Origin of the sequence: Martinezella lusitana, from assembly GCF_010668395.1 — a bacterium.
Classification (GTDB): Bacteria; Pseudomonadota; Alphaproteobacteria; order Rhizobiales; family Rhizobiaceae; genus Rhizobium; species Rhizobium lusitanum_A.
On sequence record NZ_WUEY01000001.1, the window covers coordinates 639,068 to 661,368 of the forward strand.

Annotated in this window: 18 protein-coding genes; 10 read left to right on the forward strand and 8 right to left on the reverse strand. The window is 62.7% G+C overall.

Annotation, left to right across the window (positions count from 1 at the left end; genetic code table 11):
• Window positions 1-131: 131 nt before the first annotated feature.
• From GR212_RS03185 to GR212_RS03200, 4 genes are all read left to right on the forward strand, one after another.
• Entirely contained in the window at window positions 132-701 is a 570-nt protein-coding gene (locus tag GR212_RS03185; protein ID WP_163984991.1) for an isochorismatase family protein, read from the forward strand.
• Complete coding sequence (locus GR212_RS03190) at window positions 698-1,696, forward strand: GlxA family transcriptional regulator (RefSeq protein ID WP_163984992.1); 999 nt, start codon at window positions 698-700, stop codon at window positions 1,694-1,696. The genes GR212_RS03185 and GR212_RS03190 overlap by 4 nt, the downstream gene beginning before the upstream one ends.
• A gap of 106 nt (window positions 1,697-1,802) precedes the next feature.
• Window positions 1,803-2,753, forward strand: a complete 951-nt coding sequence (locus GR212_RS03195; protein WP_163984993.1) for an aldo/keto reductase — start codon at window positions 1,803-1,805, stop codon at window positions 2,751-2,753.
• A 15-nt stretch (window positions 2,754-2,768) separates the two neighbouring features.
• On the forward strand, window positions 2,769-3,212 hold the full coding sequence (locus GR212_RS03200) for a GNAT family N-acetyltransferase (protein WP_163984994.1): 444 nt from the start codon (window positions 2,769-2,771) through the stop codon (window positions 3,210-3,212).
• On the opposite strand, the gene GR212_RS03205 is transcribed toward GR212_RS03200, so the two are convergent.
• Window positions 3,202-3,819 carry a hypothetical protein gene (locus GR212_RS03205; RefSeq protein WP_163984995.1) on the reverse strand — a complete coding sequence of 206 codons (618 nt, stop codon included), beginning with the start codon at window positions 3,817-3,819 and terminating at the stop codon, window positions 3,202-3,204. The genes GR212_RS03200 and GR212_RS03205 overlap by 11 nt on opposite strands.
• 165 nt (window positions 3,820-3,984) lie before the next feature.
• Between GR212_RS03205 and GR212_RS03210 the strand changes: the two genes are divergently transcribed.
• Window positions 3,985-4,479: a ferritin-like domain-containing protein gene (locus GR212_RS03210; protein WP_163984996.1), complete on the forward strand. Its 495-nt coding sequence runs from the start codon at window positions 3,985-3,987 to the stop codon at window positions 4,477-4,479.
• Between the two features lie 54 nt (window positions 4,480-4,533).
• Here GR212_RS03210 and GR212_RS03215 read toward each other — a convergent pair whose 3' ends face one another.
• Entirely contained in the window at window positions 4,534-5,427 is an 894-nt protein-coding gene (locus tag GR212_RS03215) for a LysR family transcriptional regulator (protein WP_163984997.1), read from the reverse strand.
• A gap of 130 nt (window positions 5,428-5,557) precedes the next feature.
• Here GR212_RS03215 and GR212_RS03220 point away from each other — a divergent pair, with 130 nt between their 5' ends.
• The 4 genes from GR212_RS03220 (at window position 5,558) to GR212_RS03235 (ending at window position 14,855) form a co-directional block, all read left to right on the forward strand.
• Window positions 5,558-6,553: an aldo/keto reductase gene (locus tag GR212_RS03220; RefSeq protein ID WP_163984998.1), complete on the forward strand. Its 996-nt coding sequence runs from the start codon at window positions 5,558-5,560 to the stop codon at window positions 6,551-6,553.
• A gap of 253 nt (window positions 6,554-6,806) precedes the next feature.
• Entirely contained in the window at window positions 6,807-12,320 is a 5,514-nt protein-coding gene (locus GR212_RS03225) for an alpha-2-macroglobulin family protein (RefSeq protein ID WP_163984999.1), read from the forward strand.
• Between the two features lie 9 nt (window positions 12,321-12,329).
• Entirely contained in the window at window positions 12,330-14,417 is a 2,088-nt protein-coding gene (pbpC, locus tag GR212_RS03230) for a penicillin-binding protein 1C (RefSeq protein ID WP_163985000.1), read from the forward strand.
• A 78-nt stretch (window positions 14,418-14,495) separates the two neighbouring features.
• A complete protein-coding gene (locus GR212_RS03235) occupies window positions 14,496-14,855 on the forward strand; it encodes a nuclear transport factor 2 family protein (RefSeq protein ID WP_163985001.1) in 360 nt (119 codons plus the stop codon).
• Window positions 14,856-15,117: 262 nt separating this feature from the next.
• On the opposite strand, the gene pheT is transcribed toward GR212_RS03235, so the two are convergent.
• The 6 genes from pheT to infC form a co-directional block, all read right to left on the reverse strand.
• Window positions 15,118-17,541, reverse strand: a complete 2,424-nt coding sequence (gene pheT, locus GR212_RS03240; RefSeq protein WP_163985002.1) for a phenylalanine--tRNA ligase subunit beta — start codon at window positions 17,539-17,541, stop codon at window positions 15,118-15,120.
• A gap of 16 nt (window positions 17,542-17,557) precedes the next feature.
• Window positions 17,558-18,640: a phenylalanine--tRNA ligase subunit alpha gene (pheS, locus tag GR212_RS03245; protein ID WP_163985003.1), complete on the reverse strand. Its 1,083-nt coding sequence runs from the start codon at window positions 18,638-18,640 to the stop codon at window positions 17,558-17,560.
• Between the two features lie 36 nt (window positions 18,641-18,676).
• The gene (locus GR212_RS03250) at window positions 18,677-19,522 is read right to left on the reverse strand and encodes a serine/threonine protein phosphatase (protein WP_163985004.1); all 846 of its coding nucleotides are present in this window, start codon (window positions 19,520-19,522) and stop codon (window positions 18,677-18,679) included.
• A gap of 129 nt (window positions 19,523-19,651) precedes the next feature.
• Window positions 19,652-20,056, reverse strand: coding sequence for a 50S ribosomal protein L20 (rplT, locus tag GR212_RS03255; protein ID WP_112801302.1), 405 nt, complete (start codon window positions 20,054-20,056; stop codon window positions 19,652-19,654).
• Between the two features lie 37 nt (window positions 20,057-20,093).
• Window positions 20,094-20,297 carry a 50S ribosomal protein L35 gene (rpmI, locus tag GR212_RS03260; protein WP_003544621.1) on the reverse strand — a complete coding sequence of 68 codons (204 nt, stop codon included), beginning with the start codon at window positions 20,295-20,297 and terminating at the stop codon, window positions 20,094-20,096.
• A gap of 319 nt (window positions 20,298-20,616) precedes the next feature.
• A complete protein-coding gene (infC, locus tag GR212_RS03265) occupies window positions 20,617-21,153 on the reverse strand; it encodes a translation initiation factor IF-3 (protein WP_028750883.1) in 537 nt (178 codons plus the stop codon).
• Between the two features lie 278 nt (window positions 21,154-21,431).
• Here infC and GR212_RS03270 point away from each other — a divergent pair, with 278 nt between their 5' ends.
• Window positions 21,432-22,244, forward strand: coding sequence for an alpha/beta hydrolase (locus tag GR212_RS03270; RefSeq protein WP_163985005.1), 813 nt, complete (start codon window positions 21,432-21,434; stop codon window positions 22,242-22,244).
• The last annotated feature ends 57 nt before the right edge of the window (window positions 22,245-22,301 follow it).

Genomic DNA, 22,301 nt, shown 5'->3' on the forward strand with positions numbered 1-22,301 from the left:
CGCGCAAACGCGGTGGCACCGCTGTCATGGCGCGATGTCCGTATTTGTCCTCTTTCTGTCCGCCAGATGGCTTTCGCACCCTTCAAGCGCGACCTAGTCTCGGCTATCCTTCAAGCACAGGAGATACCGAAATGTCCCACGCGGATACTGCATTGCTCGTCATCGACGCTCAGGAATCCTTTCGTCAGCGCCCCTATTGGCGAGCCGACGATCTGCCTGTTTTCACCAGCCGCCTGCAGGCGCTGATCGACGGAGCCAAGGCGAAGGGAATTCCCGTCATCCAGATTTTCCATGTCGAGGATGACGACGCGCATTTCAGCCTGAAGAGCGGCTTCGTGCGCAAGCTCGACGAAATCTCGCTGGAGGCCGATGCCGTGTTCCACAAGCGCCGCCATTCGGCACTCGTCGGTTCCGGTCTCGATGTCTGGCTGGTGGCGAACGGCATCCGCAAGGTGATCGTCTCGGGCATTCGCACGGAGCAATGCTGCGAGACCACCACGCGGCACGCCTCCGATCTCGGTTACGAGGTCGACTACGTCACCGAGGCGACCTTGACCTTCCCGATGACGCACGCCTCGGGCACGGTCTTCAGCGTCGATGATATCAAGAAGCGTAGCGAACTGGTGCTGTCGGGCCGTTTCGCCCGCATAGCAACCGTCGAGGAAGCGCTTGCCGATGCCCCGATCCGGAGCGCCGCATGAGCCAAGACGGCCAGCGCCTCCATCGACGGACCATTCCCGTCTACGTCCTTCTGCCGCCCTATACGCTGCTGATGGATGTGGCCGGGCCGGTGGAGGTGCTGCGCCGCGCCAATGTCGAACAGGACGACGTCCTGTTCGACTATAGTTTCATCGCCGCCCAACCATCGCAGACGACCTCGGTCGGGCTGACGCTTGCCGATCTCAAACCCTTGCCCGATCACATTCCCGACGGCGCCTATGTCATCCTCTCCGGCAGCGTCACGCCGCCCGACGATGCCGAGGATATCGAGCCCGAAACAGCCATGCTTGCCGCCTGGCTGAGAGGCGCGATCCGTCCGGGCATCACCCTCGTCACCATCTGCTCCGGCGCCGTGCTTGCGGCGCGTGCCGGCCTGATGGACGGCTATGCGTGCACCACGCACGCCGCCTGCCTCGACGAGGTCCGAGAACACGCGCCGACGGCGAGGGTCCTCGACAACCGGCTCTATGTCGAAGACCGGGACCGCTATTCGAGCGCCGGCATCACCACAGGCACCGACCTGATGCTGCATCTCGCCTCCAAGCTGACCTCGCCGATGACGGCGCTGACCATTGCCCGGCACATGGTCGTCTACATCAGGCGGACCGGCGCCGAGCCGCAGCTTTCGCCCTGGCTCAGCGGCAGAAACCATGTGCATCCCGCCATCCATCGCGCTCAGGATGCGATCATGGCCGATCCCGCTCACACCTGGTCGCCTTCCGAACTCGCCGCCATCGGAGCGATGAGCGCCCGGCATATTTCACGGCTGTTTCAGGAGCATGCCGGCCTGTCGGTGACGGCCTATGTCAATCTGATGCGCGTCACGCTGGCGCGGGACGTGCTCGCCAATTCGCGGCTGGACATGGAGAGCGTGGCGGAAAAATCCGGCTTCGCGTCGCCGCGGCACATGCGGCGCGTCTGGTCGAAATACAACGCCCTGCCGCCAAGCCACTACCGGCGCTCGACGGCGGAATAAAGAAATCGTTAGTGGCGTTCACCGCGAAAGGCCGGTAGCCTGCCTTGTCCCTCCCTGCCGGCGCCTCTGACGCCGGCTTCCTGCTCAAGTGATTTGGAGATGCATCATGGACCTGCGCAAGCTTGGACGAACCGATCTTTTGGTCGCCCCCATCGTTTTCGGCGGCAACGTCTTCGGCTGGACGGCCGATGAGAAGACTTCCTACGCATTGCTCGACGCCTTCTTCGAGGCCGGTCTCAACACCATCGACACGGCCGATGTCTATTCCCGCTGGGTTCCAGGCAACAAGGGCGGCGATTCCGAAGAGATCATCGGCAAATGGCTGAAACAAAGCCGCGTTGCTCGCGACAAGGCCATCATCATCACCAAGGTCGGATCGGACATGGGTCCGGGCAAAAAAGGGCTCAAGGCCGATTATATCATCGAGGCAGCCGAAGCCTCTCTGAAGCGGCTGCAGACCGATCATATCGATCTTTATCTGTCGCACTGGCCGGACCCGGAAACGCCGCACGAGGAATCGCTCGCCGCCTATGCGAAGCTGAAGGAACAGGGCAAGATCCGCCATGTCGGCTGCTCCAACCTCGATGCGACGCAGCTCCAGGCCTCGCTCGATGCCGCCGCCAAGGCCGGCCTGCCGCGCTACGACGTGCTGCAGCCCGAATATAACCTCTATGCCCGCGACAGTTTCGAGGGCCCGCTGGCGGATCTCTGCGTGAAGGAAGAGATTGGCGTCATCACCTATTTCAGCCTTGCCGCCGGCTTCCTGACCGGCAAATACCGGACAAAGGCGGATACGGAAGGCAGAGCGCGCGAAAACCGGGTTGCCGCCTATCTCGACGACAAGGGCCTGCGCATTCTTGCTGCCCTCGACAAGGTTGCGGCCGAAACCGGCGCGAAGCCGGCCGAGATCGCGCTTGCCTGGCTGCTGCGCAAGCGCGGCGTCACAGCTCCGATCGCCAGCGCCACTAGCCTCGGCCAGCTCGACGCGCTAATCAATTCGGCAAAGCTTTCGCTTTCCGACGAAGCCATGCGCCTGCTCGACGCAGCCGGCGAATAAACAGAAGGCCGGCCGATGACCGTGACGATCCGAGACGCCAGACCCGACGACGAAGCGCGCTGGCGCGCGCTATGGAACGGATATCTGGCTTTCTACGGCGTCACCATCGCGCCCGACATCACCGATGCGACCTGGCGCCGGGTCTTCGATCCGGCGTCGGCGATCTTCATGCGCGTGGCGGAGGTCGACGGCGAGGTAAAGGGTTTCACCCTCTGCCTCGTCCATGAGGGAACATGGGTACGCGCGCCGGATTGCTACCTGGAAGACCTGTTCGTCGACGAAAGCGCCCGAGGCCGCGGCGTCGGGCGCGCGCTGCTGGACGATCTGGTCTCGCTCTGCAAGAAGAACGGCTGGGCCCGCCTCTACTGGCATACCGAGGAAAGCAATGCGACCGCCCGCAAGCTCTACGACACCTATGTCGAGAGCGACGGCCACATTCGCTACCGCATCAGCTTCTGAGCTTCGGGAAACCCTCATAAAGAGCGGAATGATCCCCTTCCCAATTGGCCATGCCCGGCTTGGTCAGCATGCCGCGCGGGCTGACATAGCTCTGGATGGTCCGCATCGGCCGCTCGTGCCATTGGATATTGAAGGCCCAAAGCTTCGGAAAGAAGCAGAGCGACGCATAAGGCAAATGGTCGTGGATCCACCAGGCGAGCTTCTGCCAATCGCCTTCATGAGTGTGGTGATCGATCAGCCATGGCACGACGATGCAGACGGCCGAGCCCATGCAGCCGTCGAGATCGCGCATGTCCCAGATATGGTGCGCGGCGGTATGGGCGTTGGTCGAACAATTGAGCCCGTTCCTGTTGCCGAAAGCATTGACCTCGGGCGAGCGGTAACCGGAGCGGATATGTAGCCGGCCAAAGGTCGCCTCCAGCGGCTCCAGCAACTCCTCGCACAGCCTGCGGCCCGTTTCGATCGCGAGATCGGGATCCTCCGGAATATTGGGGATGCGATAGAAATCGGCGATTTCCGAATGCAGGAAATCGCGAAAGAAAAAGTTCTTCGACAGCCTGACGCGGCCCAGATCCTCGAGCCCCTTCATCGATCCCGGTTTTTTCATCGCTCGCAATTCCTCCCTGCCATCGCCGCAACTCAGCCGACTTTGAACCGGATCGCCACCCGAATCCGTCAGCAACGGGAACAATTCGGCCCACACCGACTTGGATAGGGGTCGCCGACTGCGGCGAGCCCTTGAAAATCCGAGCCCCGAACATGGAGAGAAACAATGCCGAAGGACAAGACACTGGAAGATCTTTTCTACGACACGCTGAAGGACATCTACTATGCCGAAAGGCAGATCGTGCGGGCCTTGCCCAAGATGGCGCGCGCGGCGCAAGCTCCGGATCTGAAGGCCGGCTTCGAAAAGCATCTGCAGGAAACCGAGGGCCATGTCGAACGCCTGCAGCAGGTCTTCGACCTGATCGGCAAGCGCGCCCAGGGCAAGACCTGCGAAGCCATTCAGGGGATCCTTGCCGAAGGCGAGGAGATCATCGAAGAATTCAAGGGAACACCGGCTCTCGATGCCGGACTGATATCGGCGGCGCAGGCCGTCGAGCACTACGAGATCGCCCGCTACGGAACGCTGCGGACCTGGGCGAACACGCTCGGCCAGAAGAAGGTCGTCGAGCTGCTCGACCAGACGCTGCAGGAGGAGGGAAATACCGACAAGATCCTCTCGAAGCTGGCGATGACCGCAGCCAATCAAAAGGCCGCAGCCTGACACCGCTTGCCTGACCGCCACGCATGGGGCGGCGGACCGGCAATGCCGCCGCCCTCACAGTCCCGTATACTTGAAGAAGTCGATGAAGGCCCTGAGCGCCGGGCGCATCTGGCGGCGGCTCGGATAATAGATGCAGAAGCCGGGGTAAGGGGGGCACCAATCCTCCAGCACGCGGATGAGTTTGCCCTCCGCCAGTTCCTGCTGCACGCGTATGTCGAACAGATAGGCGAGACCGGCGCCGTTGACGGCGGCCAGAACCGCGAGCCGGTCCTCGATGACGATCAGCGGCCCGTCGATCGCCACAATCAATTCGCGGCCATCCTTTTCGAACTCCCAGCGATAGAGCGAGCCATCGGTAAACCGCCGCTTGATGCAGCGGTGATGGACGAGATCGCGCGGATGCACCGGTTTCGGGTGTTTCTCGAAATAGGCCGGGGAGCCGGCAATGACGGTGCGGATGTCAGGCGAAACCTTCACCGCGATCATGTCGCCCTCTATGCTCTCCTCCAGCCGGATGCCGGCGTCGAAGCCTTCCTTGACGATATCGCTGAAACCGTCCTCGTTGGCGATCTCCAGCGTGATATCCGGATAGGCGTTGAGGAAATCGCCGATGCGCGGCGCCATCAACAGGTCGGAGGCAAAGCGCGGAGCGGTGATGCGGAGATTGCCGGCCGGCCGGCCACGGGTCGCAAGCGCATCCTCCAGCGCGATATCGATCTCCTCCAAAGCCGGCGACAACCGCTGGAGCAATGCCTGGCCCTCTTCGGTCGGGAGAACGCTTCGGGTGGTGCGGGCGAGCAGCCGCACGCCGAGGCTTTCCTCGAGACTGGAAACGGCATGGCTGACCGCTGACGGCGCGATCGACAGCTCCTTGCCGGCGGCACGAAAGCTGCGATGGGCGGCGACGGCGGCAAAAACCGCGAGCTGGGAGAGCTGTGTCCTGTTCATTGATCTAAATTATAGAACAAGCTGTAAGGATCTGCATGGATTTTCATTCATTGTGCCGAACACTAACTTGAGCCTGTCGGCAACGGGCATCGACCCGCTGCCGCTTTCATAAGCTCAAGAGGAATACACCATGAAAACCCGCAGGCTTGGTAAGGATCTCACTGTTTCCGCCGTCGGACTCGGCTGCATGGGCATGAGCTTTGCCTATGGCGCGACCGACGAGGCCGAATCCGTCAAGACGCTCCGCCGCGCCGTCGATCTCGGCGTCACCTTTTTCGATACGGCCGAAACCTATGGCCCGTTCACCAACGAGGAACTGCTCGGCCGCACGCTGAAGCCTGTTCGCGACCGCGTCGTCATCGCCACCAAATTCGGCTTCAAGCTCGATCACACGAAAACCGGCCCGGCCGCGATGATCGGCGTCGACAGCCGGCCGCAACATGTCAAGGAGGTGGCGGAAGCCTCTCTGAAGCGGCTCGGCACCGATGTCATCGACCTCTTCTACCAGCACCGCGTCGATCCGAACGTGCCGATCGAAGATACGGTCGGCGCCATGGCGGAGCTGGTGAGAGAGGGCAAGGTGCGCGCGCTCGGCCTTTCCGAAGCCGGGGCCGCCACCATCCGCCGCGCCCATGCGGTGCATCCGATCGCCGCCGTGCAGAGCGAGTATTCGCTGTGGAGCCGCGATCCCGAGGAGGACGTGCTCGCCGCCTGCCGCGAGCTCGGCATCGGCTTCGTGCCCTACAGCCCGCTTGGCCGCGGCTTCCTAACCGGGGCGATCCGCCAGACGGACGATCTTGCCAGCGACGATTTCCGCCGCTCGCTGCCGCGCTTCCAGAGCGGGAACTTCGATGCCAACGCGGCCCTGGTCGCAAGACTCCAGGCGCTTGCCGGGGAAAAGGGCGTCACGGCCGCACAACTGGCGCTCGCATGGGTGCTGTATCAGGGCGAGGATATCGTGCCCATCCCCGGAGCACGCAAGCTGCACCATCTGGAGCAGAACGCGGCGGCCGCCGATATCGTCCTTTCGGTACAGGAAGTGAAGGAGCTCGGCGAGATCATCACACCGGAGAACGTCGTCGGCAAACGGTATAATGATGCCGCACTTGCCCTGACAAATATATGACGGGTCAGGTGCTCCTCCTGCTCAGGCAAAGACATCGGCCGTCGAGGCCGGTGTCATTTTGGGACTGAAAAGAAAAGTGAAGCGCCATCAAGGGATGAGAGAACATGTGAAACGCCTGAATTGCAGGCTCTTTCAAGCTCCTAGACAGATCGTTATGGGCGTAAATCGTCTCCAGCGTTCGACGCTCGGTTGACAAACGGGTTCGAAATTTGAAGATTGCCGCCATCAAAAACGGGCAGCGTTGGGAGGACTTATGTCTAAGCGCGCGTTTATCGGCTTCTCCGCTTTTCTTCTCGCCACTTTCGCATCCCTGAGCCCTTCGCTCGCCGCCGACGTCAAGCGTCAGGTGGTCACCACCAAGGATGGCGACTACTTCGGCTTCGATCTGCGCACCGAGCAGAACGTGACGCTGGACCAGTGCTCAGCCTCCTGCATCGGCGACAAGTCCTGCAAGGCCTTCACCTACAATCCCAAGGTGAAGTGGTGCTTCCTGAAGTCCGACTTCAACCAGCTCAACAGCTTCCCGGGCGCGATCGCCGGCAAGGTCGTCGAGACGGCGGCCACCAGCGAGCCGGATATCGGCGCGGCCCCCGCCCTTTCCTTCCTCTCCGACAATTTCGTCCAGAGCGCGCGCGACGCGAAGAGCACGCTGACGCTCGGCGACGAACTGAAGGGCCAGGGCGTCGAAAGCCTGATCGCGCTCGGCCGTATCGAGCTGACCTCGGGCAACGTCAACAATGCCCTGAACGCCTTCCAGGGCGCACTCTCGCTCAGCCCCGACAATGGCGATCTGTGGATCGAGATGGCGCGCGCCGCCAACACGATCACGAACGACACGTCTGTTGCGACCAAGGCAGCCTATGCCGCGCTCAACGGCTACCAGCTGACCCGCACGACGAGCAGCCGCGCCGATGCGCTGGCCGTGCTGGCCGAAGCGCTGAAGAACGCACAGAGCTATCGCCCGGCGCTCAGCGCCTACAAGGCGAGCCTCGATCTCGCCAGCTCCGCCGCAGTCCAGGCAGCCTATGTTGACCTGAGGGAGCGCCAGGGCTTCCGCGTGACGGGCAATACGCTCGACAACGACAATGCCTCGCCGCGCGCCTGCGTGCAGTTCTCCGAAAAGCTGGTGAAGAGCGGCGTCGATTACACGCCTTTCGTCACCGTCAATGGGGCCGCGCCGAAGGGCGTCGATGCCAAGGACAACCAGATCTGCGTCGAGGGCCTGGAATTCGGCCAGCACTACCGCGTTTCGCTGCGTGCCGGCCTGCCATCGTCGGTGGATGAGAATCTCCCCTCGCAGGTCAATGTCGACGTCTACGTCAAGGACCGCACCGCGTCGCTGCGCTTCACCGGCGACAATTTCGTGCTGCCTTCGACCGCGCGCCGCGGCATCCCGATCATTTCCGTCAACGCCAACACGGCCAATCTCAAGCTCTACCGCATCGGCGACCGCAATATCGCGCAGCTTCTGAACAATTCGCAGTTCCTGACGCAGGTGGACAGCTACAGCGCGCAGACCATCCAGGACACCAATGGCGAGCTGGTCTGGCAGGGCTCCATCGAAATCCAACAGGACCTCAACAAGGAAGTGGCAACCAGCTTCCCGGTCGACGAGGTGCTGCCGAAGCGCAAGCCCGGCGTCTACGTGCTGACCGCGGTTGCGCCCAACAGCGGCGGCCAGGAATGGGATCCGCAGGCGACTCAATGGTTCGTCGTCTCCGATATCGGCGTCACCACCTATGCCGGCACCGACGGACTGAACGTTTTCGCCCGCTCGCTCGGCAGCGCCAAGCCGCTGGCCGGCATTCAGCTGCAATTGCTTGCCAAGAACAATGAGATCCTCGGCACGGCAAAGACCGACGACAACGGCCGCGCCGTCTTCAGCGCCGGCCTGATGCGCGGCACGGCGGGCATGACGCCGGCTGTCATCACCGCCCAGAACGGCGATCAGGATTACGTCTTCCTCGACATGACGCGCGCCGGCTTCGATCTTTCCGACCGCGGCGTCGCCGGCAGAACCGCGCCCGGCGCGATCGACCTGCTGACCTGGACGGAACGCGGCATCTATCGCGCCGGCGAGACGGTGCATGCTTCGGCGCTTGCCCGCGACGTCAGCTCGACGGCAGTCGAAAACCTGCCGCTGACCTTCGTCTTCCTGCGCCCGGATGGCGTCGAGGACCGCCGCATCGTCACCGACGGCGGCAAGCTTGGCGGCTACAATGTCGACCTGCCGCTGCAGCAGACCTCGATGCGCGGCACCTGGACGATGAATATCTATACCGACCCGAAGGGCTCCTCCATCGGCTCGCAGACCTTCCTCGTCGACGATTTCGTGCCGGATCGCATCGAATTCGACATGGCAAGCGATGCCAAGGAGATCGAAGTCGGCCAGCCGACGCCGGTCAACGTCGTCGGACGCTACCTCTACGGCGCACCGGCGGCAGGCCTCAATCTGGAAGGCGAAGTGACGCTGAAGCCGACGCGCCAGAGCGACGCCTACAAGGGCTATCAGTTCGGCCTTGCCGATGAAGGCGCGGGCAAGGACGACAATGACGACGACAGCAGCGGCGGCGACAGCAAGGCCGAGAGCACGCAGGTGCCGTTGGAAGACCTGCAGGCGCTGGACGAAGACGGCAAGACCACCTTCGACGTCACCATCAACGACACGCCTTCGACCACGCAGCTTCTGAACGCCAATATCACGGTTCGCATGCAGGAAGCCGGCGGCCGCGCCGTCGAGCGCTCGCTGACCCTCCCCGTCAAGGCGGACGGGCCGCGCATCGGCATCAAGCCGGAATTCGACGGCGATCTCGGCGAAAACTCCGTCGGCAACTTCCACGTCATCGCTGTCGACGCCAACGGCCAGAAGCAGGCCATGCAAGGCCTGACCTGGAAGCTTTTGAGCGTCGAGCGCGATTATCAATGGTATCGCGACGGCAACAGCTGGAAGTACGAGCCGATCATCTCGACCAAGCAGGTGGCCGTCGGCACCGTCAACGCCACGATGGACGGTGCGGCGATTTCCATGCCCGTCACCTGGGGCCGCTACCGGCTCGAAGTCTCCACCGCCGATGCCAACGGCCCGGAATCCAGCGTCGAGTTCAATGCCGGCTGGTATGTCGCCGCCAGCTCGACCGAGACGCCGGATGCGCTGGAGATCGCGCTCGACAAGGCAAGCTACCATGTCGGCGACACCGCCAAACTCAAGGTGACTTCGCGCTATGCCGGTCAGCTGATGGTAACGGCCGGCTCCGAAACGCTGATTTCGGTCACCAATGCCGATATCGGCGCTACGGGCGGCGAAGTCGACGTTCCCGTAACGGCCGACTGGGGCGCCGGCACCTATCTGACGGCCACGCTCTTCCGTCCCGGCGAAGCCCAGGAAAGCCGCATGCCGATGCGCGCCATCGGCATCAAATGGGCGCCGGTCGACCCCGGCGAACGCAAGCTGCAGATCAAGATCGACGCGCCCGACAAGACGCTGCCGCGTCAGCCGCTCAACATCGGCCTTCAGGTTTCAGGCGCGGGCGCCAATGAGGACGCCTACGTCACGATCGCCGCCGTCGATGTCGGCATCCTCAACCTGACGCGCTACCAGCCGCCGGCACCGGACGACTGGTATTACGGCCAGCGCCAGCTCGGCCTCGAAATCCGCGATATCTACGGTCGCCTCATCGACGGCTCGCTCGGCGCGACCGGCAAGCTGCGCACGGGCGGCGATGGTGGGCAGGCAGCCTTGCAGGCAAGCCCGCCGAAGGAAAAGCTGGTTGCCTTCTTCTCCGGCCCGGTCAAGCTGGATGCGGACGGCAAGGCGAATGTCAGCTTCGATATTCCGCAGTTCAACGGCACGGCACGTCTGATGGCGGTTGCCTGGTCCAAGGCCGGCGTCGGTCACGCAACGCAGGACGTCATTATCCGCGATCCCGTCGTCGTCACCGCAAGCCTGCCGAAGTTCCTGGCGCCCGGAGACAAGGCGAACCTGCGCCTCGATGTCGCCAATACCGATGCGCCTGCGGGCGAGTACACGCTCGCGGTCACGGGCAACAATGCGGTCAACGTGGACGCCAGTGCCACGCAGCAGAAGATCAACCTGGAAGCCAACGGCAAATACAACATCACGCTGCCGCTGACCGGCGGACAACCGGGCGACGGCACGGTTTCGATCAAGCTGTCGAATGCTTCGGGACTATCGCTCGATCAATCGGTCGATATTCCCGTTCGCCCGTCGCAGCTGCCGCTCACCGAACGGCGCGTCATCGCGCTTGCGCCCGGCAAGAGCCTGACCGTCAATGCCGACCTTCTTGCCGACAGCGTCCTGCCCGGCGCCTCGGTCAGCGTCAATGTCAGCCGCTCCAGCGCCTTCGACGTGCCGGCCCTGCTGATGAGCCTCAGCCGCTATCCCTATGGCTGCGCGGAACAGACGGCGAGCAGCGCGCTGCCGCTGCTCTATTTCAGCGACATGGCGATCAAGAACGGCCTTGCGGACGACGCCGAAATCCACAAGCGCGTGCAGGACGCCATCTATCGCGAAATGTCCTACCAGTCCTCGACCGGCAGCTTCGGCCTATGGGGCCCGGGCTCGGGCGATCTCTGGCTGGACGCCTACGTGACAGACTTCCTGACCCGCGCGCGCGAACAGAAGTACAACGTGCCGGATCAGGCCATGGTGCAGGCGCTGGAAAACCTCCAGAACGCGCTGAGCGCCAATACCAACGTCAAGGACAACGGCAACGAGATCGCCTATGCGCTCTATGTGCTGGCGCGCAACAAGAAAGCTTCGATCAGCGATCTGCGCTACTATGCGGACACGATGCTGAACGACTTCCCGACGCCGCTCTCCAAGGCGCATCTGGCCGCCGCACTGGCGCTTTACGGAGATGCACAGCGCTCGCGCAACATCTTCGTGGATTCGCTGCAGATGTCGCAGCAGGGGGCGATCACCAAGGTCAGCTTCGCCCGCTCGGACTACGGTTCGTCGCTGCGCGACGGCGCCGCCGTGCTGGCGCTTGCCGCCGAAAGCCGCCCGGTACCGCCGATCATTCCGGATCTCGCAAGCGTCGTCGCCAAGGATTGGCAGAGCCGGAAATATACCAGCACCCAGGAGCAGACCTGGATGCTGCTCGCCGCCCGCGCCCTGCAGAACGGCGATGACGGCCTGACGCTCGACGTCAACGGCGCCGCCCATAGCGGCACATACATGGCGCAGATGTCCGGCGATGCGCTGATGGGCCATCCGCTCACCGTCACCAACACGACGCGCCAGCCATTGTCTGCCGCCGTGACCACGGTCGCAGCTCCGGTTGCGCAGCTGCCGGCAAGCGGCAACGGCTTCAAGATCGAGCGCAAATACTACACGCTCGATGGCGAAGAGGCGAATGTCAGCCAGGCACAGCAGAACGAACGCTATGTCGTCGTGCTGCATGTGACCGAGGACAATGACTGGCCGCAACGCATCCTCGTGACCGATCTCCTGCCGGCAGGCTTTGAGATCGACAATCCGAGCATCGTCAACAGCGCTCAGCTTTCGAATTTCGACTGGCTCAGCGACGTCCAGCCGGCCCATGTCGAATTCCGCAATGATCGCTTTGTCGCCGCCTTCGACCAGGGTTCCGGAGCCGACCGTGACATGACCTTCGCCTATGTCGTGCGCGCCGTGACCCCCGGTGTCTACGATCATCCGGCCGCGAGCGTCGAGGACATGTATCGTCCGCAGTTCTCGGCGCGCACGGCGATGGGCCGCATGGAAGTGCTGGCCGCACAGCAGTAAGAAGCAGCCATGAAGGCGCGATGGAAGATTGCGATAGGCCTTGGAGCCACTGCCCTGACAGCGGTGGCGCTGGTCTTCGGCCTTGAGGCTGCGGACCGCGCCTATCCGCCGCCGCTGGACAATGCCCGCGTGGTCTCGGCGGAAGTGCTCGACGCCAATGGCGATCTGCTGCGCGCCTTTGCCACGCCCGAGGGGCGCTGGCGGCTGAAAACCGACGTTGCCGATGTCGATCCGCAATATCTGCGCATGCTGGTCGCCTATGAGGACCGGCGCTTCTACGATCACCACGGCGTCGATCCCATGGCGATCGGCCGCGCCTTCCTGCAGCTCGTCACGCATGGCCGCATCGTCTCGGGCGGCTCGACGCTTTCCATGCAGGTGGCGCGGCTGATCGAGCCGCGCAGCGAGCGCTCGATGACGGCGAAGCTGCTGCAGGTCGTCCGCGCCATCCAGATCGAGCGGCGGCTCAGCAAGGAGCAGATCCTCGACCTTTACCTGACGCATGCACCCTATGGCGGCAATCTGGAAGGCGTTCGGGCCGCAAGCCTTGCCTATTTCGGCAAGGAGCCGCGGCATCTGACCGTCGCTCAGGCCGGCCTGCTGGTGGCCCTGCCGCAGCTGCCGGAAAAGCGACGGCCGGACCGCAATCTCGCGGCCGCGCAGGCCGCCCGCCATCGCGTGCTGGAGCGGGCCGCCGTCGCCACCGTCATCGGCGAAGGAGAGGCGGAACGCGCCTCGCTCTCCCCCATTCCGGCGGAGCGGCGGCAATTGCCGGCCTATGCCGCGCATCTCGCCGAACTGGCGCTCCGCAAGCAGCCCGGCATCAGCAAGCACAAGACCTCGCTGCGGCGCGACGTCCAGCAAGGGCTGGAAGCCGTCGCGGATGCGGCGGCCAAGCGGCTTGGGCCGAAAGTCTCGGTCGCCATGATCATGGCCGATGCCAAGACCGGCGAGATCATCGGCGAAGTCGGTTCGGCCAACTATTTCGATTCCTCGCGCGCCGGCTGGGTGGACATGACCCGCGTGCTGCGTTCGCCCGGCTCGACGCTGAAGCCTTTCATCTATGGCCTTGCCTTCGAGCAGGGCTATGTGGCGCAGGAAACGATCATCGAGGATCGTCCCGCCGATTTCTACGGCTACCGGCCGCGCAATTTCGACATGACCTACCAGGGCGATGTGAGCGTGCGCCAGGCGCTGCAGCTCTCGCTCAACGTGCCGGCCGTACGCCTGCTCGATGCCGTCGGGCCGACGCGGCTGCTGGTGCGCTTCCGCCGCGCCGAGGTGAAGCCGAAGCTGCCGCCAAACGAGGCACCCGGCCTCGCCATCGGCCTCGGCGGCGTCGGCGTCACCCTCAAGGACCTCGTGCAGCTCTATGCCGGGCTTGCCAATCGCGGCAAGGCGATGCGGATCGGCGATGGCGTTCAGGACGAGCCGGGTCCGATCGACGGCGAGCCGCTGATGGAGCCGATCGCGGTGTGGAACATCACCGATATCCTTTCCGACATCATCGCGCCGCGCGGCAGCAAGCAACTCGGCATCGCCTACAAGACCGGCACCAGCTACGGCAATCGCGATGCGTGGTCGATCGGCTATGACGGCGCGCATGTGCTCGGCGTCTGGGTCGGCCGCCCGGACAATGGCGCGGTGCCGGGGCTGGCCGGCTATGTCTCGGCTGCTCCCATCCTGTTCGAGGCCTTTGCCAAATCCGGCGTTGCCATAACCCCCTTCCCTCCGGCGCCCATGGGCGCCGTCCGTATCGCTCCGACCGAGCTGCCGATCAGCCAGCGGCGCTTTTCCGTTACCGCCGCCGGGCTGCTGGCCGCTTCCAGCCGCGAACCGGCGCCGCAGATCGTCTATCCGCCGGAAGGAGCGCGCGTCGATCTCGGCGCCAGCAGCGGCGGCAATGAGATCATGCCACTGGCGCTGAAACTGCAGGGCGGACGGGCGCCGTTCCGCTGGCTCGCCAACGGCAAGCCGCTGCCGGACATGTCGCGCCGCCGCACCAACCAGTGGACTCCCGACGGTGCCGGCTATTCGACGCTGACCGTCATCGATGCCGCCGGGCGGGCGGCAAGCGTGCGCGTATTCGTGGAATAGGTCGATGTACGGCTCGGGCTTTTGCTCGCCGGCCTCGGCTGTGATAGTTTACCGAATACTCAAACAAGGAATGACGAGATGTCGGAAGAGCAGGCAATCCGTGCGGTTGTTCATCTCTATGTCGATGGCATGGCATTTGCGAATGAGCCAGCGCTGCGCAAGGCGTTTCATCCACGAGCGACGATCATCGGCAATTATCAGGGCGCGCTGGAGTGGATGACGCGCGATGAATTCATTTCCGCCATCGCCGAACAAGGCAGCGCGCCGCCGGACACGATCCCTCTGATGGAGATCGAGCTGATCGACATCGAAGGCGACGCAGCCAGCGTCAAGGTCGTCGACGAATTCGCCGGCATGCGCTTTTCGGATTATCTGTCGCTGGTGAAGATCGACGGGCGATGGAGCGTGGTGAACAAGGTTTATCATCTGCATCGATAGACGATGCGGCACCGAGTATGCGGCGACGCCGATACCCCCCTCTGTCGCTGTCGCGACATCTCCCCCACAAGGGGGGAGATTGTTGGGAGTATGCCGCACGCTCTTTCAAACCTAAAAGCCTCAGCGTCTGCAGCTTCGATGTTTGCTCGAGGCAGATGAGTTCAGCGAATTACCAATCTCCCCCCTTGTGGGGGAGATGTCACGAAGTGACAGAGGGGGGTGCCACACTATCGGCAAGCGCAAGCGCTGCTGATAGGCTGCCTTATCCCCTCAGCACCCCACCCGTCGACTTCGTCACGTTCGCCACGATCTTCTGTGTCAGCGCCTCGAAATCCTCATCGGTCAGCGTGCGCTCGGCCGGCTGGATCTGAACTTCGATGGCGATAGACTTCTTGCCTTCGCCGAGCGATGCGCCTTCGAAGATGTCGAAGACGTTGACGCCGGTCACCAGCTTGCGGTCGGCACCGACGGCGGCGCGGACGACAGCGCCGGCTTCCACGGACTTGTCGACCACGAAGGCGAAGTCGCGCTTGACGGCCTGGAACGGAGAAAGCTCCAGCGCCGGCTTGGTGCGGGTCGCCTTCTTCTTCGGCTCGGGCATGGCATCGACGTAGACTTCGAAGCCGGCCAGCGCGCCGGATACGTCAAGGGCTTCCAGCGTCTTCGGGTGGAACTCGCCGAAATAGCCGAGCACGACCTTCGGGCCCATCTTGATGGTGCCGGAGCGGCCGGGATGATACCAGGCCGGGCCGCCCTGCTCGATCTGGATATTGCCCATCGGCAGGCCGCAGGCCTCGATCACGGCAAGAGCATCGGCCTTGGCATCGAAGACGTCGACCGGCTTGCCGCCACCCTTGGCAGCGTTCGACCACATGCGGCCGGCGCCGGCGAGCGTTGCCGTGCCGCGGCGAATACCGCCGGCGACGCGACGCTGACCTGCGGGCGTGTCGTTTTCATAGGTGCCGGAGACTTCGAAGATCGCGACGTCGCCATAGCCCTTGTCGGCATTGCGCTGCGCTGCCGACAGCAGGCCCGGCAGCAGCGAGGGACGCATGTCGGACATATCAGCGGCGATCGGGTTGGCAAGCTTCAGGGCGTTGGAGCCACCGCCGAACAGCTTGGCCTGATCTTCGGAAATGAAGGACCAGGTGACGGCTTCGAGCATACCGCGCGAGGCAAGCGCCCGCTTGGCCGTACGGGTACGGATCTGCAGCGTCGTCAGGATCTTGCCGTTGACGGCATTGTGGCTGCTAAGCGGCTGCGGCTTGATGTTGTCCACGCCGTGGATACGCATGATCTCTTCGACCAGATCGGCCTTGCCGTCGACATCGGGACGCCAGGACGGAACGGCGACCGAGACGCGCTCGCCCGAACCGGAGACCGAGAAGCCAAGCTTCGTCAGGATGGACTTGCTCTCGTCGGCCGAGACCTCGAGGCCGGTCAGGCGCTTGACTTCCGACAGCGGGAAATCGACGACCTTGGCTTCATAACCCTTGTAGCCTTCGACCCGCGCCTTGGCGGCCGTGCCGCCGCAGCAGGCAAGCACCAGCTCCGTGGTGCGCTCGAGGCCCGGAACCATATACTCCGGATCGACGCCACGCTCGAAGCGATAGCGCGCATCGGTGATGATGCCGAGGCTGCGGCCGCTCTTGGCGATGTTCATCGGATCCCAGAGGGCCGACTCGATCAGCACGTCGGTGGTGTTTTCGTCGCAACCGGAATGTTCGCCGCCCATGATGCCGCCGATCGACTCGACGCCATTGTCATCGGAGATGACGACATTGCTCGGGTTGAGCTTGTACTCGCGCTCGTCCAGCGCCAGCACGGTTTCGCCGTCCATGGCGCGGCGCACGACCAGATTGCCCTTGACCTTGGCGGCGTCGAAGACGTGCATCGGCCGACCCTGATCGAAGGTCATGTAGTTGGTGATATCGACCAGCGCGCTGATCGGGCGCAGGCCGATGGCGAGCAGGCGCTGCTGCATCCACTTCGGGCTCGGGCCGTTCTTGACGCCGCGCACGAGGCGAAGGGCGAAGCCGGGGCAAAGGCGGGCGTCGTCCAGATCGATCCTGAGCTCGGTCGTCGTTTCGCCTTCGACGGCGAAGGACGGTGCCGCAGGCGACTTCAGCGTGCCGAGACCGGAAGCAGCAAGATCGCGGGCGATGCCAAAGACGCTGGTGCAATCCGGGCGGTTCGGCGTCAGGTTGATCTCGATGACCGGATCGTCGAGACCGGCATAAGAGGCAAAGCTCGTGCCGACGGGCGCATCCTCGGGCAGGTCGATGATGCCGTCGTGGCTGTCGGAGATTTCCAGTTCCTTTTCCGAGCACATCATGCCGCGGCTTTCGACGCCGCGAATGTTGCCGATGGCAAGCGTCACGTCGATGCCGGGAACATAGATGCCGGGCGCCGCGAAGGCGCCGACGAGGCCGGCGCGCGCATTGGGTGCGCCGCAGACGACCTGAACGGGCGCGCCGCTGCCGGTATCGACCATCAGCACCTTCAGGCGGTCGGCCTGCGGGTGCTTTTCAGCCGAGAGAACCTTGGCGATGACGAAGGGCTTGAACGCGGCCTTGTCGTCGACGTCTTCGACTTCCAGCCCGATCATCGTCAGGCGGGCGCAGATCTCGTCGAGCGTGGCGTCGGTTTCCAGGTGCTCTTTCAGCCAGGAGAGTGTGAATTTCATGTGCTCTATCCCTTCCTTACGCGCTCAAACCGCCGAACAGCGTCGGCATGTCGAGCGGGCGGAAGCCGTAGTGGTTCATCCAGCGGACATCGGCGTTGAAGAAGTCACGCAGGTCCGGCATGCCGTATTTCAGCATGGCGATGCGGTCGAGGCCCATGCCCCAGGCAAAACCCTGATACTCGTCCGGATCGAGGCCGCCATAGCGCAGCACGTTCGGGTGCACCATGCCGCAGCCGAGGATTTCCATCCAGTCGGTGCCTTCGCCGAACTTGACGATCGGGCCGGAGCGGTCGCACTGGATATCGACCTCGAAGGAGGGCTCCGTGAACGGGAAGAACGACGGGCGGAAGCGCATCGTCACATTGTCGACCTCGAAGAAGGTCTTGCAGAACTCTTCCAGCACCCAGCGGATATTGCCGACGTTCGCCGTCTTGTCGATGACGAGGCCTTCCACCTGATGGAACATCGGCGAATGCGTGGCGTCGCTATCCTGGCGGTAGGTCTTGCCGGGGATGATGATGCGGATCGGCGGCTTCTGCGCTTCCATGGTGCGCACCTGCACCGGCGAGGTGTGGGTGCGCAGCACCTTGCGCTCACCCTTTTCGTCCGGCTGGAAGAAGAAGGTGTCGTGCATCTCGCGGGCCGGATGCCCTTCGGGGAAGTTCAGCGCCGTGAAGTTATAGTAGTCGGTCTCGACATCGGGACCTTCCGCGATCGAGAAACCCATGTCGCCGAAGATCGCGGTGATCTCGTCCACGATCTGGCTGATCGGATGGATGCGGCCACGCTCGGCTGGCGACGAGCGCACCGGCAGGCTGACATCGACGGTCTCGGCCTTCAGCTTGGCTTCGATCGCCGCGTCGCGCAACGCACCCTTGCGCTCGTTGATCGCATCGGTCACGGAATTCTTCAGCGCGTTGATTGCCGCGCCGCGCGTCTGCCGTTCTTCCGGCGACATCGAGCCCAGCGTCTTCAGCAGTTCCGAAACCGAGCCCTTCTTGCCGAGCGCGGCAACCCTGACTGCCTCGATCGACTGTTCGTCGGTCGCTGCGGCCACTTCGGCCATGAGTTGGGTTTCAAGTGATACGAGTTCCGTCATCTGGTCCTGCCTTGCGGACCACGGGCCATCCGGCTCTCAGTCCACGGAATAAGTGGTGAACGCATGCATCAGAAAGCTTGTCGCAACGATGAAGCGCTGCAGATCACTACCCATGTGCACGCGGCCAATCAACCGGGCAAGGAACAAAAAACCGCCGAGAAAGCGAATCATGCGCTGAAGCTCGCCACGCGCGGCTGCCGGCGCCTGTTCGAACCAGGCTTCATAGGCCCTGTTCTGCGTCGCAAGACCGAGGCGGGCGCCGGTCGCGATCTGCAGGAACAGCAGCCAGACATCGCGAGCCTGAGCGACCGCGAGTGGCATGACCGTCTGCGGGTCCTCCTCGAAATCCATGAAGCCGAGCCGGTTGCCGGCAAAGAACATATCGCGGGGATAGGGCCGGCCGTGGCACAGCCCCTTGGCATGCAGCCGGCCGAGTTCGGCCGCGCAGGCGACCATGAGATCGTCATGGGCGGCTGGGTCGCTATCCTTCAGCTGCCCGAGGCGCCGCTGCACCGTTATTCCCGCATCGGCCAGGACGATTGCGCCGTTCGATGCATAGAGGATTTCCGGAACGGCGATCCCGTGCTCCTTGAACATGCCTATGCGCCGGGTTTCACGTTCCGCCATTTGTTGCGGCGCGAGATAGGCGCAGGGACGCAGGAAGGCGACGGGGAGAATACGTGAGCAAAGGGTCTGCAGATGGCGCCAGACCGATGGCTTTTCCGTGCCGTATCGCTTGATCCACACCTGACCTGAGGAAAGGGGGACACGTTCGATACGCTTGGATCCGCTCACCAGCACCGTCAGCAAGGCCTCGATATCCTTGCCGCTGAGATTGGGTATGGAATTTAATTCTCTGGTCTTGCCATTCAACAATTTCACCTATCCCCGACAGCGGGAATCCCCGAGGTGATCATCGTAAATTGATTGTATCCCGGAAAATACAAAACCCGCGCTGGTTTCACAAGCGCGGGTTTCACAAATATGACAAAAACCGTCTAGAAGGCGTTCTTAGCCAACGGTGGCTTCGAACTCGTTCTTCGTGCCAGCTTCCTTCAGGTACTCGAGTGCCTTCTTGGAGGCAGCAACGAGGGCGCCGAAAGCTTCCGGCTCATGGATCGCCATGTCGGAGAGAACCTTGCGGTCCACTTCGATGCCAGCCTTGTTCAGACCGTCGATGAAACGGCCGTAGGTCAGGCCGAATTCGCGGACGGCAGCGTTGATGCGCTGGATCCAGAGGGCGCGGAAGTTGCGCTTGTTGACCTTGCGGTCGCGGTAAGCGTACTGCTTGGAACGGTCGACGGCGGCCTTGGCTGTACGGATGGTGTTCTTGCGGCGGCCGTAGAAGCCCTTGGCTGCCTTCAGAACCTTCTTGTGCTTGGCGTGGGCGGTAACGCCTCTTTTTACGCGTGCCATTTCATGATCTCCTTAGTCTATAGCGTTACGAATAGTCTTAGAGACCGTTCGGCAAGTAGTTCTTGATAACCTTACGGCCATCCGGTTCTGCGAGAACCATGGTGCCGCGGGCATCGCGAATGAACTTGTTGCTACGCTTGATCATGCCGTGGCGCTTGCCAGCAGCTGCGGCCTTGACCTTGCCGGTTGCGGTGATCTTGAACCGCTTCTTGGCAGAGGACTTCGTCTTCATCTTGGGCATTTTGCTACTCCTTCGATGCTTCCTGGCGCGCTTTGCTAAAAGCCCTTCCCACAGAACCGGACAAGCCGGGCTGTAACAAGGTGCCGGAGCGTTTGTTGTTAAACGGCGGATCCGGTGACGAACCGCTCCGCCAGCATTCTGAACTGCCACGGCATGCCCTGCCGGTCAGTTCGGACGCGCGCTTATAACCGCAGTTGCCCACAAGTGCAACGGGCCAGACGCCGGAATCTTTGCAGATCGATGACAACGATCGATCCGGCGCACAAAAGGAAAAAGCCGCCCAATGGGACGGCTCCGACCTCTTGCTTCGCCTTGCGCCTCACTTCGGCGCAAGCACCATCATCATCTGGCGGCCTTCGAGCTTCGGCTCGGCTTCCACCTTGGCGATCTCGAGCGTATCTTCCTTGACCTGCTGAAGAAGCTTCATACCGAGTTCCTGGTGGGCCATTTCGCGGCCACGGAACTTCAAGGTCACCTTCACCTTGTCACCTTCCTCGAAGAAACGGCCGATCGCCTTCATCTTCACCTCATAGTCATGGGTGTCGATGTTGGGGCGCATCTTGATTTCTTTGACTTCGACGATCTTCTGCTTCTTGCGCGCCTCGGCGGCCTTCTTCTGGTTGGCGTATTTCAGCTTGCCCAGGTCGAGGATCTTGCACACAGGCGGTTCAGCATTGGGGGAAATCTCTACCAGATCGAGACCGGCCTCCTCCGCCATTCTCAATGCCTGGTCGGTCGGGACGATGCCCATATTCGCGCCGTCAGCTGCGATAAGCTGAACTTTGGGAATGCGAATTTCCCTGTTGGAACGTGGCCCGTCCTTTACGGGCGCATCGGTTTTAAAGGGTCTGCGAATGGTCGTATTCTCCACGAATTGTTTCGGATAGCTGCAGCCTCTCGCTCCCCATCGGCGCAACTGACGGAAATGTCGTAAAAGCTGTGTTGAAGTCAATAGCATGACAGCAGGAAAAAAGCACCTCCCGCGTGTCAATAGAATGTCATGGAAGCGCGAGATGCGCCAAGGACACAGTATCGTTCGCGGATTATATAGTGACCCTTGCGTAAAGATCGAGGTTTTTTCGGGTCACGCCGGCGCGAATCTGCTTTATAGGGCGAAAAATCCCGGAGTTTTCGATGTCCGAAACAGCCACAACAATCCAGCCGACCTTCCTTTCCGTCGGCACGGGCGAGAACGAACGCCAGATCGCAATCATCCAACGCGCCGCCGGCAAGGGCGCCGGGAATATCAGCTTCGTCTGGTTGTCCGGCTATCGATCCGACATGACCGGCACCAAGGCCGTGGAACTCGATGCGCTGGCCGCGCGGCTCGGCGTGGGCTGCATCCGCTTCGACTATTCCGGCCATGGCCAGTCCGGCGGCAAGTTCACCGACGGCACGATCTCGCGCTGGCTGGAAGAGGCGCTCGATGTCATCGATCATACCAAGCCGAAGAAGATCGTCCTCGTCGGCTCCTCGATGGGCGGCTGGATCGCGCTCAGGGTCATCCAGGAGCTGCGCAAGCGCAAGAAGGCACCCGTCGTCGCGGGCCTCGTGCTGATCGCGCCGGCACCCGATTTCACCGTCGATCTCATCGAGCCCAATCTCTCCGACGTCGAGCGGCGCTCGCTGGCGGAACGCGGTTATTTCGAAGAACCATCGGACTACAGCCCGGAGCCGAACATCTTCACCCGTGCCCTCATCGAGGACGGCCGCGCCAACCGCGTGCTCACGGGGATCATCGAGACCGGCTGCCCGGTACACATATTGCAGGGCATGCAGGATGCCGACGTGCCCTTCGCGCATTCGTTAAAGCTGGTCGAGCACCTGCCGGCCGACGATGTGGTGTTAACACTTGTGCGCGATGGCGACCATCGCCTGTCGCGCCCGCAGGATCTCGAGCGCATGCTCGCTGTTTCCGAGACGCTGGCGCTGCATAATACACTGTAGAAACAAGTAGATACGTTCCAATCGAATTCAACATGCGTCCGTTTCCGGGCGCTGTCC

Bases quoted from the DNA above. Each gene is read 5' to 3' on its own strand.
- GR212_RS03185 (WP_163984991.1), top strand. From the start codon at position 132: ATGTCCCACGCGGATACTGCATTGCTCGTCATCGACGCTCAGGAATCC.
- GR212_RS03190 (WP_163984992.1), top strand. From the start codon at position 698: ATGAGCCAAGACGGCCAGCGCCTCCATCGACGGACCATTCCCGTCTAC.
- GR212_RS03195 (WP_163984993.1), top strand. From the start codon at position 1,803: ATGGACCTGCGCAAGCTTGGACGAACCGATCTTTTGGTCGCCCCCATC.
- GR212_RS03200 (WP_163984994.1), top strand. From the start codon at position 2,769: ATGACCGTGACGATCCGAGACGCCAGACCCGACGACGAAGCGCGCTGG.
- GR212_RS03205 (WP_163984995.1), bottom strand. From the start codon at position 3,819: ATGAAAAAACCGGGATCGATGAAGGGGCTCGAGGATCTGGGCCGCGTC.
- GR212_RS03210 (WP_163984996.1), top strand. From the start codon at position 3,985: ATGCCGAAGGACAAGACACTGGAAGATCTTTTCTACGACACGCTGAAG.
- GR212_RS03215 (WP_163984997.1), bottom strand. From the start codon at position 5,427: ATGAACAGGACACAGCTCTCCCAGCTCGCGGTTTTTGCCGCCGTCGCC.
- GR212_RS03220 (WP_163984998.1), top strand. From the start codon at position 5,558: ATGAAAACCCGCAGGCTTGGTAAGGATCTCACTGTTTCCGCCGTCGGA.
- GR212_RS03225 (WP_163984999.1), top strand. From the start codon at position 6,807: ATGTCTAAGCGCGCGTTTATCGGCTTCTCCGCTTTTCTTCTCGCCACT.
- pbpC (WP_163985000.1), top strand. From the start codon at position 12,330: ATGAAGGCGCGATGGAAGATTGCGATAGGCCTTGGAGCCACTGCCCTG.
- GR212_RS03235 (WP_163985001.1), top strand. From the start codon at position 14,496: ATGTCGGAAGAGCAGGCAATCCGTGCGGTTGTTCATCTCTATGTCGAT.
- pheT (WP_163985002.1), bottom strand. From the start codon at position 17,541: ATGAAATTCACACTCTCCTGGCTGAAAGAGCACCTGGAAACCGACGCC.
- pheS (WP_163985003.1), bottom strand. From the start codon at position 18,640: ATGACGGAACTCGTATCACTTGAAACCCAACTCATGGCCGAAGTGGCC.
- rplT (WP_112801302.1), bottom strand. From the start codon at position 20,056: ATGGCACGCGTAAAAAGAGGCGTTACCGCCCACGCCAAGCACAAGAAG.
- rpmI (WP_003544621.1), bottom strand. From the start codon at position 20,297: ATGCCCAAGATGAAGACGAAGTCCTCTGCCAAGAAGCGGTTCAAGATC.
- GR212_RS03270 (WP_163985005.1), top strand. From the start codon at position 21,432: ATGTCCGAAACAGCCACAACAATCCAGCCGACCTTCCTTTCCGTCGGC.